The organism is Xenorhabdus santafensis (assembly GCF_033949405.1).
Classification (GTDB): Bacteria; Pseudomonadota; Gammaproteobacteria; order Enterobacterales; family Enterobacteriaceae; genus Xenorhabdus; species Xenorhabdus santafensis.
Genome location: NZ_VCDN01000059.1, coordinates 1 through 14,614, shown reverse-complemented (window position 1 = coordinate 14,614; position 14,614 = coordinate 1). Strand labels below are relative to the sequence as shown.

The 14,614-nt window shown below is 43.8% G+C and carries 14 protein-coding genes; 11 read left to right on the top strand and 3 right to left on the bottom strand.

Annotated elements, in window-relative coordinates; translation table 11 throughout:
* Nucleotides 1–54 precede the first annotated feature (54 nt).
* The 4 genes from tatA (at nt 55) to hemB (ending at nt 2,795) form a co-directional block, all read left to right on the top strand.
* A complete protein-coding gene (gene tatA / locus FE392_RS14545) occupies nt 55–324 on the top strand; it encodes a Sec-independent protein translocase subunit TatA (RefSeq protein ID WP_319930942.1) in 270 nt (89 codons plus the stop codon).
* A 3-nt stretch (nt 325–327) separates the two neighbouring features.
* The gene (gene tatB / locus FE392_RS14540; RefSeq protein ID WP_319930941.1) at nt 328–870 is read left to right on the top strand and encodes a Sec-independent protein translocase protein TatB; all 543 of its coding nucleotides are present in this window, start codon (nt 328–330) and stop codon (nt 868–870) included.
* Between the two features lie 3 nt (nt 871–873).
* Nucleotides 874–1,662: a Sec-independent protein translocase subunit TatC gene (gene tatC, locus FE392_RS14535; protein ID WP_319930940.1), complete on the top strand. Its 789-nt coding sequence runs from the start codon at nt 874–876 to the stop codon at nt 1,660–1,662.
* Nucleotides 1,663–1,778: 116 nt separating this feature from the next.
* A complete protein-coding gene (gene hemB / locus FE392_RS14530) occupies nt 1,779–2,795 on the top strand; it encodes a porphobilinogen synthase (protein ID WP_319930939.1) in 1,017 nt (338 codons plus the stop codon).
* Between the two features lie 44 nt (nt 2,796–2,839).
* Here hemB and rfaH read toward each other — a convergent pair whose 3' ends face one another.
* Complete coding sequence (gene rfaH / locus FE392_RS14525) at nt 2,840–3,328, bottom strand: transcription/translation regulatory transformer protein RfaH (protein ID WP_319930938.1); 489 nt, start codon at nt 3,326–3,328, stop codon at nt 2,840–2,842.
* Between the two features lie 227 nt (nt 3,329–3,555).
* Between rfaH and pepE the strand changes: the two genes are divergently transcribed.
* From pepE to fre, 3 genes are all read left to right on the top strand, one after another.
* Nucleotides 3,556–4,281: a dipeptidase PepE gene (gene pepE, locus FE392_RS14520; protein ID WP_319930937.1), complete on the top strand. Its 726-nt coding sequence runs from the start codon at nt 3,556–3,558 to the stop codon at nt 4,279–4,281.
* Between the two features lie 125 nt (nt 4,282–4,406).
* Nucleotides 4,407–5,879 (top strand): 4-hydroxy-3-polyprenylbenzoate decarboxylase, encoded by a 1,473-nt coding sequence (ubiD, locus tag FE392_RS14515; RefSeq protein ID WP_319930963.1) that lies wholly within the window; start codon nt 4,407–4,409, stop codon nt 5,877–5,879.
* Between the two features lie 10 nt (nt 5,880–5,889).
* Nucleotides 5,890–6,591, top strand: coding sequence for an NAD(P)H-flavin reductase (gene fre, locus FE392_RS14510; protein ID WP_319930936.1), 702 nt, complete (start codon nt 5,890–5,892; stop codon nt 6,589–6,591).
* 152 nt (nt 6,592–6,743) lie between these two features.
* Here the strand turns inward: fre and fadA are convergent, their stop codons facing one another.
* Nucleotides 6,744–7,907 (bottom strand): acetyl-CoA C-acyltransferase FadA, encoded by a 1,164-nt coding sequence (gene fadA, locus FE392_RS14505; RefSeq protein ID WP_319930935.1) that lies wholly within the window; start codon nt 7,905–7,907, stop codon nt 6,744–6,746.
* A gap of 11 nt (nt 7,908–7,918) precedes the next feature.
* Nucleotides 7,919–10,105 (bottom strand): fatty acid oxidation complex subunit alpha FadB, encoded by a 2,187-nt coding sequence (fadB, locus tag FE392_RS14500; protein ID WP_319930934.1) that lies wholly within the window; start codon nt 10,103–10,105, stop codon nt 7,919–7,921.
* 271 nt (nt 10,106–10,376) lie between these two features.
* Here fadB and pepQ point away from each other — a divergent pair, with 271 nt between their 5' ends.
* Genes pepQ through hemG form a run of 4 tightly spaced genes read left to right on the top strand, consistent with a single transcriptional unit; the run spans nt 10,377 to nt 14,362 of the window.
* The gene (gene pepQ, locus FE392_RS14495) at nt 10,377–11,711 is read left to right on the top strand and encodes a Xaa-Pro dipeptidase (RefSeq protein WP_319930933.1); all 1,335 of its coding nucleotides are present in this window, start codon (nt 10,377–10,379) and stop codon (nt 11,709–11,711) included.
* Nucleotides 11,711–12,322: an IMPACT family protein gene (locus tag FE392_RS14490; RefSeq protein ID WP_319930932.1), complete on the top strand. Its 612-nt coding sequence runs from the start codon at nt 11,711–11,713 to the stop codon at nt 12,320–12,322. Before pepQ ends, FE392_RS14490 begins: the two co-directional genes overlap by 1 nt.
* 37 nt (nt 12,323–12,359) lie before the next feature.
* Nucleotides 12,360–13,811 (top strand): Trk system potassium transporter TrkH, encoded by a 1,452-nt coding sequence (gene trkH, locus FE392_RS14485; protein ID WP_319930931.1) that lies wholly within the window; start codon nt 12,360–12,362, stop codon nt 13,809–13,811.
* A gap of 26 nt (nt 13,812–13,837) precedes the next feature.
* Nucleotides 13,838–14,362 carry a menaquinone-dependent protoporphyrinogen IX dehydrogenase gene (gene hemG, locus FE392_RS14480; protein ID WP_319930930.1) on the top strand — a complete coding sequence of 175 codons (525 nt, stop codon included), beginning with the start codon at nt 13,838–13,840 and terminating at the stop codon, nt 14,360–14,362.
* The last annotated feature ends 252 nt before the right edge of the window (nt 14,363–14,614 follow it).

Here is a 14,614-nt window from a genome sequence, read left to right as displayed (position 1 = left end):
AGTGGCTTATAATGGAATCATGAGTGATATTTTGACGAATAGAGGTAGGTCAGTATGGGTGGTATAAGTATTTGGCAATTACTCATTATTGCTGTCATTGTTGTATTGCTGTTTGGTACAAATAAACTGCGTACCTTGGGTTCAGATTTAGGCGCATCAATCAAAGGCTTCAAAAAGGCAATGAACGATGATGAAAAAGTGGAAAAATCAGATCTGGCGGAAAAAAATAGCCACGATGCTGATTTTGAAACCCAAAATATTGCCGAAAAACCCACAGTTGAGCAGTCTGAAAAGCCAGAGAGCAAAAACAAAGAGCAGGTATAAACCGTGTTTGACATTGGTTTTAGTGAACTGTTGTTGGTAATGGTTATTGGCTTAGTTGTTCTCGGGCCGGAACGTTTGCCTATTGCGGTAAAAACGGTAGCTGGATGGATACGGGTGTTACGCTCGATGGCCGCTAATGTCCAAAATGAACTTGCTCAGGAATTGAAGTTGCAAGAGCTGCAGGACAGCCTAAAAAAAATGGAAGAAAAGGCGGATATACAATCATTGTCTCCAGAGTTGAAAGCATCGATGGAAGAGCTGAGAGAAGCGGCTGAGTCGTTGAAAAACACATATCAGCTGAAACCTGATGAAATGGAAGAACTGGAAGAAGATGAAGCTCATTTTCAGTCGGTTGTTTCCCAGCCGTCAGTAACACATCTGCATTCAGAACAGGGTGTGTCTGAAAAATCAGCTTCAAATCAAGTATCCTCCAATCGGTCAACTTCAGGTGAATCAACTCAAAACCAATCTGCTCAAGTACAGGCAGCCCCGAAGCAAGGGCAGAAAAAACCGCAATCTCCTGAACAAGCAAATGGCGAACACTAAAACATGTCTGTGGATAACACCCAACCTCTAATCAGTCATCTGATTGAGCTGCGTAAGCGGATCTTAAATAGCTTAATTACTGTATTGGTGGTTTTTTTGGCATTGGTCTATTTTTCCAATGACATTTACCGACTTATTGCTGCACCTTTGATGGAACAATTGCCAAAAGGTGCAAATATGATTGCAACAGACGTCGCCTCTCCCTTCTTTACACCGATAAAACTGACCATCATGGTGTCTATCTTTGCATCAGTACCCATGATTCTCTATCAGGTGTGGGCATTTATTGCACCAGCGCTGTATAAGCATGAGCGCCGCTTGATTATGCCTTTGCTGTTTTCCAGCAGCATATTGTTTTATCTGGGGATGGCATTTGCGTATTTTGTGGTTTTTCCCATCGCATTTGGCTTCTTTGTCAATACTGTGCCTGAAGGCGTTGTAATTTCGACTGATATCAGCAATTACCTGAGCTTTGTCATGGCGCTATTTATGGCTTTTGGTGTTTCATTCGAAGTACCTATCGCCATTATTTTGTTGTGCTGGAGTGGGGCGGTCAGCCCAGAATCCCTGAAAAGAAAACGCCCGTATATTTTAGTCGGGGCATTTGTGGTCGGAATGCTGCTAACGCCGCCTGATGTATTTTCACAAACTTTGCTGGCTATTCCCATGTATCTGTTATTTGAGTTGGGGATTTTGCTGGCTCAGGTCTATGTTGGAAAATCAGGTAAACGTAAATCGAGCGATCAGGGCGGTGAATCAAATCGTGATACTGATGACAGTTTTGATAAATGATCTGTTCTAAATTGTTCAAGCTAATTATAACAAGTTGATATTATTGGTTTAACCAAAACAAAATGATGGCTATTTAACCCAGTGCTTGTCACTGGGTTTTACATAAGGAGAGCAGTATGAGCTATGTATTTCCGGGGACAGTTCCCGGCCGTCGTATGCGCCGTGTGCGCCGCCATGATTTTTCCCGCCGTTTATTTATGGAAAATCAACTGACTGTTAATGATCTTATCTATCCAGTATTTGTGATGGAAGGTACGAATCAGCGTCAGGAAGTCCCTTCAATGCCGGGAGTGTATCGTCTGACAATCGATCTTTTGCTGAAAGAAGCTGAAGAGATTGCCCGACTGGGTATTCCTGTTTTGTCTCTGTTTCCGGTTATTGAAGCAGAAAAAAAATCCTTGGATGCAAAGGAAGCCTATAACCCTGATGGGTTGATTCAACGTTCTGTGCGTGCGCTGAAAGATGCTGTGCCTGAATTGGGGCTTTTGACTGATGTAGCCCTCGATCCTTTTACTGTCCACGGGCAGGATGGGATTATTGATGAGGATGGTTATGTCATCAACGACATCACTAGAGATATTTTGGTCAAGCAAGCATTATCCCATGCTGAAGCGGGAGCTGAGATTATTGCTCCAAGTGATATGATGGATGGCCGTATAGGGGCTATTCGTGAGCAGCTCGAAAAAGACGGTCACATCAATACTCAAATTATGTCTTACGCGGCTAAATATGCCTCTTGCTACTATGGCCCATTCAGGGATGCAATCGGCTCCAGTGGTAATCTGAAAGGCGGCAATAAGATGACCTATCAAATGGACCCTGCAAACAGTGATGAAGCATTGCAGGAAGTTGCACAGGATTTGCAAGAAGGTGCCGATAGCGTCATGGTGAAACCAGGTATGCCATATTTGGATGTGATCCGCAGAGTAAAAGATACTTTCGGGGTGCCGACATTTGCCTATCAGGTTTCTGGTGAATACGCCATGCACATGGCAGCGATTCAAAATGGTTGGTTGAAAGAGCAACCAGCGATTATGGAATCGCTTTTATGTTTCAAACGGGCTGGGGCAGATGGTGTACTGACTTATTTTGCCAAGCGCGTAGCTCAGTGGTTGAAAGAGCAGCAATACTGATTGTACTGATTTAGGGGGAACGGGCAATATTGCCCGTTCCTCGATTAAACTTTGATGAACTGCTTATTATCCAATATCTTAGAAACTTCTTTATTAAGAATATTCAGTAAAATAATGGAACGGGTTTCACCGTCAGGTTCGTTGTAAATTGCTCTAATTCCTTCAAAAATTCCCTCAGTAATCAAAACAGTATCACCAGCAACCGGGGTTTCCGGTGCGACATATTCTTGTTCGGTAAGAGACATCAACTCATCAATTATAGTTTGCGGAACAATCGCAGGATAAGTACTGAACCGAATAAAATAATTTACACCACGCGTTGAATTAACTGTGGTTGTGTGAATAACTTCAGGATCAAAATTTACAAAAAGATAATTGGGAAACAGTGGTTCAGTAACGGTGGTTCTCTTACCCCGAATAACTTTTTCAATTTTGGCTGTAGGTGTCAGACAAATCACATCTTGTCTTTCCAAGTTCTCTATTGCCCGAGATATTTGTCCGCGTTTACAGTAAAGAAGATACCAATTTCCCATAATATTCCAACTCCATTATCTAGAATGTTTAGCATAGCAAAACCAGTACGGACGGGTCATCAATAAAGCTAAAAAGTTATGTGAAGTTATGAATTATGTTTTTATAACCAGTGATATTTATTTTAAGTAACCACATACGTATTACTTTATGATGAAAATAGAGAAAAAGCATATAAATCATGTTCGCAATTATAATTTTATCTAATAATTTATAAAGGAAAAGTCAGATGGAAATATTTTTGCTGAGTAACGGTAAACTTCCCGATGATGAACAGTTATTGGGATATGCCAAAGAGCGGCTGAAAGTCATGTTTACCGAACGTAATATTCGTTCTGCGGTATTCGTCGGCTATGCTGTTATTCGTGCTTCCCACAGCGAACGGGCAAAGATGCTGGAAGCAGCATTGGGTATCAAGGTGATTTGCATAGAAGATTTTGATTCTCCTGTTCAGGCAATCGAACAGGCTGAATGCATATTAGTCAGTGGTGGCAATACTTGGTTGTTGAATCAGCAGTTGCATGAAAAAGGGCTCATTATTCCTATCCAGCGTGCTGTCCGTGAACGCCATGTGCCTTATATCGGTTGGAGTGCAGGAAGTAATGTGGCAACGCCAAGCATCAGGACAACTAATGATATGCCTGTCAGTAATGCTGTTGTTATGCCGGCTTTAGGATTGTTTCCTGTCCAGATTAATCCTCATTATATTGATAGCCATATTAGTGGGCTTATGGGGGAAACTCGTGATGAGAGAATTGCAGAATTTTGTGCTATTAATCCAGATGAAATTGTTATCGGGCTACGTGAAGGAAGTGGTTTTCATATTAAAGAGAATGAATTGCATTATTTTAGCAGTAGAAATGAAGGATTTAAGCTCTTCCAGCACAATAAAATCTTCCCTGAGCAATTCAATACACAAGTATTGGACAGTTGGGTGCCATTCCACTGTAACTGAGGAACTTAATCCACAAGATTACACTAATTCCATTGATTTTTAGTGGGTTATCAGTTTACCTTGTAACCCTCATGGGAGGACTTATAATGTCCTTCCTTCCTTAAATATCGGCACAAATGAATAATATGAAATACCGCGATCTAAGAGACTTTCTTTCCTTATTAGAAGAATCAGGTGAATTAAAACGAATTCGCATGGAAGTGGATCCTTATTTGGAGATGACGGAGATCGCGGATCGTACTCTTCGTGCCGGTGGCCCAGCTTTATTGTTTGAAAATCCTAAAGGTTATTCGATGCCTGTGCTGTGCAACTTATTTGGTACGCCCAAGCGAGTTGCCATGGGAATGGGGCAAGATGATGTCAAGGCCCTACATGATGTTGGTAAATTATTGGCCTTCCTTAAAGAGCCTGAACCGCCCAAAGGGTTCCGTGATTTGGTCGATAAATTGCCTAAATTCAAACAAGTGTTGAATATGCCGACCAAACGCCTTAACTCCGCACCTTGTCAGGAAAATATTTGGTCAGGGGAAGAGGTGGATCTGACTCGCATTCCTGTTATGCATTGTTGGCCAGAAGACGCAGCGCCACTTATCACGTGGGGGCTGACGGTAACTAAGGGGCCTAACAAAGAGCGGCAGAATTTGGGGATCTATCGCCAGCAGGTATTGGGGAAAAATAAACTGATTATGCGCTGGCTATCCCATCGCGGCGGCGCGCTGGATTTTCAGGAGTGGTGTCAGGCGCATCCGGGGGAGCGTTTTCCCGTTGCTGTTGCGTTGGGGGCTGATCCTGCCACGATACTGGGTGCCGTAACTCCTATCCCTGATACTTTGTCTGAATATGCTTTTGCTGGATTATTGCGTGGGCATAAAACCGAAGTTGTCAAATGTGTTTCCAATGATCTGGAAGTGCCTGCAAGTGCTGAAATCATCCTTGAAGGATACATTGAACCCGGTGAAATGGCACCGGAAGGGCCTTATGGTGATCACACTGGCTATTACAATGAAGTGGATATGTTCCCGGTATTTACGGTAACCCACATAACTCAGCGCAAAGATGCTATTTATCATTCCACTTATACTGGCCGTCCGCCAGATGAACCCGCCGTATTAGGTGTTGCATTAAATGAAGTGCTGGTGCCAATACTGCAAAAACAGTTTCCTGAAATCGTGGATTTTTATTTACCGCCAGAAGGTTGTTCCTATCGGCTCGCAGTCGTTACCATCAAAAAACAGTATGCAGGCCATGCCAAACGAGTAATGATGGGAGTCTGGTCATATTTGCGACAATTTATGTACACAAAATTTGTGATCGTTTGTGATGATGATATCAATGCACGAGATTGGAATGATGTCATCTGGGCGATAACAACGCGGATGGATCCACAAAGAGATACTGTCTTAATGGATAATACACCAATTGACTATCTTGATTTTGCATCTCCCATTTCTGGGTTAGGCTCGAAAATGGGGCTGGATGCAACGAATAAATGGCCAGGAGAGACACAAAGGGAATGGGGGCGTCCGATCGTGATGAGCGATGAAATTCGGAGCCGTGTGGATGAAATTTGGGATCAATTAGATATTTTCAAGCGATAAGAGGGAACGCATGACAACATTAAGCTGTAAAGTAACATCGGTTGACTCCATTACAGATACAGTTTATCGGGTTCGTTTATTACCTGATTCGCCTTTTTCTTTCCGTGCAGGGCAATATTTGATGGTGGTAATGGATGAAAGAGACAAACGTCCTTTTTCTATGGCATCGCCCCCATCAGAAAAACAGATAATTGAGTTGCATATTGGGGCTTCTGAACTCAATCTCTATGCAATGGCGGTTATGGACAGGATCCTGGCTAAACGAGCCATTGATATTGATATTCCGCATGGTCAGGCATGGTATCGTGAAGAGAGTGAAAATCCGATGCTATTGATTGCAGGAGGAACCGGTTTTTCTTATACCCGCTCTATCCTGCTGGCAGCACTAGAAAAAAATCCTAACCGTGAAATTTCAATTTATTGGGGTGGGCGCGAGCTGCAACACCTTTATGACTTGGGTGAATTACAGGCCCTGAGTGAAATTCATCCCAATTTAACGGTGGTTCCTGTTGTCGAGCAGATTGATGAACACTGGCGGGGCAGAAGCGGAACAGTTTTGAGTGCGGTTTTAGAAGATTTTGGTTCTTTGGCAAACCATGATATCTACATTGCCGGTCGCTTTGAAATGGCTAAGATTGCGCGTGAACGGTTTTGCAGCGAGCGTGATGCCTCTGTTGAGCGTATGTACGGAGATGCGTTTGAATTTATCTAAGTTATTTTTCCCGTAAAAAATAATAAAAAAACCCGCCCCTGACAGGCGGGAAACTACGGCAACAACTTATTAGAGTGATGCAATAGACAAGACAGACAAGGGAAAATACATATAAATTTCAATCGTCAGTACTTTACAAACACACCAGGTAATTACACTCTCTCGATGATCGTGGCTATGCCTTGACCTAAACCGATACACATGGTCGCCAATCCGAACTGCACATCTTTGCTTTCCATCAGATTCAGCAAAGTGGTTGTGATCCGCGTGCCAGAGCAACCTAATGGATGACCGAGAGCAATCGCTCCACCGTTCAGGTTGATTCTGTCATCCATGTTATCCAGCAGGTTCAGCCCTTTCATACAAGCTAATGATTGTGCGGCAAATGCTTCGTTCAGTTCGATCAGCCCGATGTCGGAAAGGCTTAAACCTGCCTTTTTCAGTGCCATTTTTGTTGCAGGCACAGGGCCATAACCCATGATGGAAGGATCACAGCCAACAACAGCCGTTGAACGGATACGGGCACGAGCTTTCAACCCAAGCTCTTTGGCTTTGCTTTCGCTCATGATAAGCATGGCCGACGCACCATCAGAAAGTGCTGATGAGTTACCCGCAGTAACACTTCCGGTAACAGGATCAAAAACTGGGCGCAGAGCGGCGAGATCTTTGAGGTTAGTTTCAGAACGGATAACTTCATCGTAATCGACAAATTTCATATTGCCGTCAGCATCATGACCATAGATTGCCGCAATTTCGTTGGCAAAAGCTTTGGATTCAGTCGCCTGTGTCGCGCGTTGATGAGAGCGCAAAGCAAATTCATCTTGCATTTCACGGCTGATGCCATACATTTTAGCCAGCATTTCTGCGGTCAAACCCATTACGCCTGCTGCTTTTGCAACATTGAGACTTAATTTCGGGTGAAAATCGACACCATGATTCATTGGCACATGCCCCATGTGCTCAACACCACCAACCATCGCGATGTTGGCATCACCGGTCATGATCATGCGAGCCCCATCATGCAAAGACTGCATTGAAGAACCGCACAAACGGTTTACGGTAACAGCCGGAACTGAATGTGGGATGCCTGCCAGCAATGCGGCATTGCGGGCGATGTTGAATCCTTGTTCCAGAGTTTGCTGCACGCATCCCCAAGAGATATCGTCGATATGCTCAGGCTGAAGGGCAGGATTGCGCTTGAGTAACGATTTCATCAGATGTGCGGAGAGATCTTCGGCACGGACCTGACGGAATACACCACCTTTTGAGCGCCCCATCGGGGTACGGATACCATCAATAATAACTACGTTTTCCATGTTTTCAGACCTCACGCTTTTTCACCTGGATTGACAGCAAGTTCTGCCGGGGCAGGGTAGTAACTTTCATTGCTTTCGGATTTTGCTTTCAGGCCCGCTGGGACATGGTAAAGCGCACCCAAATGAGCATAATTTTCAGCCATCTTCACGTAAGCGGCAGTTCCCATGGTATCCAGATAACGGAAGACACCACCGTGGAATGGAGGGAATCCCAAACCGTAAACCAGGGCCATGTCTGCTTCTGCCGGGCTGGCAATGATACCTTCTTCCAGACAACGAACGACTTCGTTGATCATTGGGATCATGGTACGGGCAATGATTTCTTCACCAGAGAACGTGTGTTTTGGTTTGCTGATGCCAGCCAGTAACTGGTCGGCTGCTTCATCTTGCTCTTTCTTCGGCTTGCCTTTTTTATCTTGAGTGTATTTATAGAAGCCAACGCCATTTTTCTGACCATAGCGCTGATTTTCGAATAACACATCAATGGCATCACGGTAATCGCGGCTCATGCGCTCAGGGAAGCCTTGTGCCATAACAGCCTGTGCGTGATGAGCGGTATCAATGCCAACCACATCGATAAGATAAGCAGGGCCCATCGGCCAACCGAATTCTTTTTCCATGATTTTGTCGATTTGACGGAAATCACCGCCATCGCGCAGAAGCATGCCGAAACCGGCCAAATAAGGGAATAACACGCGGTTTACGAAGAAACCTGGGCAATCATTAACGACAATCGGTGTTTTACCCATTTTGCTGGCATAAGCCACAACAGTGGAAATAGTCTGTTCTGACGTTTTTTCTCCACGAATGATCTCAACCAGTGGCATGCGGTGTACTGGGTTGAAGAAATGCATTCCACAGAAATTTTCTGGCCGTTTCAACGATTTTGCTAATTCAGAAATAGGGATCGTGGAGGTATTCGAAGCCAAAATGCAGTCATCACTGATATGTGACTCTGTTTCTGCCAGGACTGCGGCTTTGATTTTTGGATTTTCAACGACGGCTTCAACTACTATCTGAGTTTGTTCGATACCCGCATAATTGAGAGTTGGCTTAATTGAAGACAGGATTTGAGCCATCTTCATGGCATTCAAACGCCCACGCTCAAGTTGTTTATTCAACAACTTGGCGGCTTCATTCATACCTAAATCCAGCGCTTTTTGGTTGATGTCTTTCATCAAGACTGGAATACCTTTGCGCGCGGATTGATAGGCAATGCCACCGCCCATGATACCGGCTCCCAAAACAGCAGCTTGCTCAGGTGTTGTCACGGTTTTCTGGTGTTTTTTCGCCAGTCCTTTGACATATTGATCATTCAGGAAAATGCCAACCAAAGCACGGGCAACAGAGGTCTGTGCCAAAGAGACAAAACTGGCAGACTCTAATTTCAGTGCTTCGTCACGACCTAATGTCGCCGCTTTCTCGATTGTTTTAACCGCTGTAATTGGTGCTGGATAATGAGGGCCTGCCACTTTCATTACCATGCCTTTTGCCACGTTGAAACTCATGGTACGTTCTATCTCATTGAGATTCAGAGGCATTAGTTTCGGCTGGCGGACAGCTTTCCAATCCAGATCGCCTTTAATGGCTTGTTCCAGAATGGAAACAGCAGAATCAATCAGTTTTTCAGCCGGAACGACAGCGTTGATCAGACCATTTTTCAGCGCTTCTTCAGCACTGATATCTTTTCCTGCGGTAATGATTTCGAGGGCATTATCGCAACCAATGACACGAGGCAGGCGAACAGAACCGCCGAAGCCCGGCATAATGCCTAATTTAGTTTCTGGTAACCCGATACGAAGGTCTGGGGATGCGATACGAAAATCGGTGGAAAGTACAACTTCACAGCCACCACCCAGAGCATAACCATTGATGGCAGAGATAGTCGGAACAGGAAGATCTTCAATACGGTTAAAAATATTGTTGGCAAGATTCAACAGATTGTGAAGTTTCTCTTCAGGCGCATTGAATAATGATAAAAATTCAGTGATATCTGCCCCAACGATAAAGGCCTGTTTCTCGGAACGCAGCAACAGCCCTTTGAGTTCAGTTTGTTGCTCAAGTGTGGCAACAGCCTTATCCAGTGAAACAACAGTTTTTGTATCTAATTTATTAATTGCAGCTGGCGCATTGAAGATCAGTTCTGCAATGCCATCTTTCAGCCATTTAACTTGAATAGTGTCACTTAGGTAGAGCATGTCATTCTCCTCAATGAGTGCATACCATCTGGTATGACCAGATGAGGTGATTGTGATTAGTGTGTTAATTGAATGCAAACTGATGATTAATTTTTTGTAGGGCGGATCACAGGTAAGATTTAAGACAGTCGATAACATTTCTTGCCAGTGATTTGAAAAATATGAATATTACCGCTGATTTTGGGGTTATGGTTTTTTAGGTGATAGCTCCCAATACAATGAATTGTGATAATATTTAATCTCCTGCCAGAAAATCAAAAGGCTAATTAAGATGGAAAAGTTGGCATCTCTGTATCACGAACACATTAAAACATTACAAAAACGTGCCAGTGAAATATTGGCAAGAACTCAGCGTGACGCCCTGCTTATTCACTCTGGTGAAGCATTACAAATTTTTCTTGATGACAGATCTTATCCTTTTAAAGTCAATGCTCACTTTAAGGCTTGGGTTCCTGTAACCAAAGTTCCTAACTGTTGGCTATGGATTGATGGCATCAACAAACCCAAATTGTGGTTTTATTCCCCTGTCGATTATTGGCATAGCGTGGAGTCTTTGCCCACGAATTACTGGACTGAAGATGTAGAGCTGATTCATTTGGCAAAAGCAGAAGACATCAATGCTCAATTAGGCGGGTTGCCAAAACAGAATGTGATTTACATTGGTGAACAAGTTAAACGTGCTGAATCGCTTGGAATTGCTGAACATAATATTAACCCGAAAGCGATTCTGGATTACCTGAATTACCACCGTTCGTATAAAACAGATTATGAACTGGCTTGCATGCGCGAAGCACAGAAAACTGCCGTTAATGGTCATTTGGCCGCTTATGATGCATTTTTATCGGGGGTAAGCGAATTCGAAATTAACATGTTTTATCTGATGGCTACCGGGCACCGTGACACCGATGTTCCTTATGATAATATCGTTGCCTTGAATGAAAATGCGTCAGTTTTACACTACACCAAATTACAGCAGAAAGCGCCTTCTGAAATCCGCAGCTTCTTGTTAGATGCGGGGGCGGAATATAATGGCTATGCGGCCGATATCACGAGAACCTATGCTGCAAAATCCAATAACGATTTTGCTTCCTTGATTAAAGATCTGAATGAAGAGCAGCAGGCGATTATCGGAACGATTAAAACGGGTGCCCGATATACCGACTATCATATTAATATGCACCATCGCATAGCTAAGCTTCTGAAAAAGCATGACATCATTCATGGCATCAGCGAAGACAGTATGGTTGAAAAAGGGCTGACATTCCCATTTTTCCCACACGGGCTTGGCCATCCACTTGGCTTACAAGTGCATGACTCAGCTGGTTTTATGCAAAATGATAGCGGGGAACATTTAGCCGCTCCGGAAATGCATCCTTATCTACGTTGCACCCGGATTCTGGAGCCAAGAATGGTTTTAACCATTGAACCAGGAATTTATTTTATTGAAACACTCTTGGCCCCGTGGCGTGGAAATGAATATCGTCAGCACTTCAACTGGAAAAAAATAGACATGTTGAAGCCTTATGGCGGCATTCGCATTGAAGACAACATCGTTATTCACGATGGAAAAATTGAAAACATGACCAGAGACTTACATTTGCCGTAATGAAGCCTTATCTAATACCTGCGGCTTCAGTCAGCTTTACTGAAGAAATAAAAAAAAGTCGTTTTATCACCCTGCTGGAGCATACCAGCGGGGTTGATGAGGCAAAGTTATTTATCCAAGGCATCAAGGAGCAATATCCTGATGCTCGGCATCATTGCTGGGCTTTTGTGGCAGGCGCGCCGGATGATTCCCAGCAATTGGGTTTTTCGGATGACGGAGAACCGACTGGAACCGCGGGCAAGCCCATGATTGCCCAATTAATAGGAAGCGGTTTGGGTGAAATTACTGCGGTGTCTGTCCGCTATTTTGGCGGAATAAAGCTCGGAACAGGTGGTTTGGTCAAAGCGTATGGCAATGGTGTACAGCAAGCATTGAAATTATTAGAAACTGAATATAAGGTGCCACAAAAATTATTTCAGCTACAGTGTGAATATTCTCATATTTCGATGGTGGAGCAGTTACTGCAACAATTTGCTGGGCAAGTGATTGCCAGTGAATACGCCGAAAATGTCACGTTGCAAGTTTCATTGCCGGCAACTCTAGCTGGCGAGATAGGTGATAAGTTACGAGATTTAAGCCGCGGTGCTCTATTTTTATCACCTAAATCTTAACCCTTTTGTTATACCGGATTTCTAAGGAACCAGCCGAATGCATTTTCGCGCCATAACCCGTATTGTTGGGCTACTTGTTATTCTTTTCTCTGTCACAATGATTATCCCGGGTTTGGTGGCATTGATTTACCGCGATGGGGCAGGCAAGGCATTCAGCCAGACATTTATCTTTGCCCTTATTATTGGCTTGATATTGTGGGTGCCCAATCGGGAGCAAAAACGGGATCTCAAGCCAAAAGAGGGCTTCTTAATCGTTGTTCTATTTTGGACTGTATTGGGGAGTGTTGGTGCACTACCGTTTATTTTTTCTGAAAAGCCTAACCTTTCCATTACTGATGCCTTTTTCGAATCATTCTCCGGTCTGACAACCACAGGGGCGACAACACTTGTTGGTCTTGACTCTCTCCCAAAAGCCATCCTTTTTTACCGGCAAATGTTGCAATGGTTAGGAGGCATGGGAATTATCGTGCTGGCTGTGGCGATTTTGCCTTTACTCGGTGTTGGGGGAATGCAGCTTTATCGTGCGGAAATGCCGGGGCCACTGAAAGACAATAAAATGCGTCCCCGAATTGCAGAAACAGCAAAAACACTTTGGCTAATCTATGTGTTGCTGACTATTGCCTGTGCGATAGCGCTGTGGGCAGCGGGAATGTCAGTATTTGATGCCATTTCCCATAGCTTTTCCACTATCGCCATTGGCGGGTTTTCGACCCATGACGCCAGCGTTGGCTTTTTCAATAGTCCGACCATTAACACGATCATTGCTATTTTCTTGCTGATATCAGGCTGTAATTTTGGCCTGCATTTTGCCGTTCTTTCTGGCAGAAGCTTGAAAGTATACTGGCGTGATCCAGAATTTCGCATGTTTATCACGATCCAGTTGGCATTATTGGTGGTCTGCATGTTGATATTGTGGCAACACTCAGTTTATGAGTCAGAAATAGAAGCATTCAATCACGCCTTCTTCCAAGTTGTCTCCATGGCAACGACTGCCGGATTCACAACAGACAGCTTTTCTCACTGGCCGCTGTTTTTACCCTTTTTACTGTTATGTTCTGCCTTTATTGGCGGGTGTGCTGGTTCAACAGGGGGAGGATTGAAAGTTATTCGCATCCTGATGCTCTTTTTACAAGGCTCCCGCGAATTGAAACGATTGGTGCACCCGAATGCGGTATATACCATCAAATTAGGGCAACGGGCATTGCCGGACAGAATCATTGAGGCAGTATGGGGATTCTTTTCTGCCTATGCATTGGTCTTTGTCATTAGTATGTTGCTATTAATTGCAACGGGCATTGATGAGTTTTCTGCTTTTTCTGCTACAGCGGCAACACTGAATAACCTAGGCCCGGGGCTGGGAGCTGTAGCTGACAATTTTACGACCATGAATCCGATGGCGAAATGGATATTGGTCGTCACCATGCTATTCGGGCGCTTGGAAGTATTCACACTGTTAGTTTTGTTCACACCGACCTTTTGGCGTGAATAGTGGCTTAGCTTAATAAAGGTGTAACTATGAGTTATCTATTGCTCTATTCCACTCAGGATGGACAAACCAAAAAAATCATCATGCGTATTGCAGAAAACATCCGGCGTGCAGGTATTGCTTGTGACTTGAGGGATCTTGCTACAGTAAAACAGGTCAATTTGGCCCCTTATCAAAAGGTCATGATCGGTGCATCAATACGTTATGGGCACTTCAATTCTATATTGAACAAGTTTGTTATTCGCCATCAAGAACAATTGAATCAAATGCCGACAGCTTTCTTCGGTGTCAATCTGACAGCAAGAAAACCAGAAAAAAGAACGCCGGAAACAAACGCCTATGTGCGCAAATTCTTAATGAAAAGCCCGTGGAAACCCGATTTGCCTGAGGTTTTTGCCGGTGCGCTGCTTTATCCTCGCTATAGTTGGTTGGATCGCATCATGATTCAGTTCATCATGCGAATGACTGGCGGGGAAACAGATACAAAAAAAGAAATTGAATATACAGATTGGGAGCAGGTAGATAGATTTTCTGAGGCGTTTTTAAAAATCTGACGTCGAGTCTTAAAAAAAGAGTGAATATGGTGCAATAAAGTGACTTAAAAAACGTCTTTTTGTTGGTTGTTGCACCATTTTGAAGAAAAAAACCACGAACAGAAAAAAAATAGAAAAAAACTATTGTCACTTCCGTAAAACTCCCTATAATGCGCCACCACTGACCGACGCTGAGCGAACACAAGCCGCTGAGGGCAGTGAGAGAAAAGCGAAAATAAACGCTTGACTCTGGAGGCGAAAAGCGTAAGATAC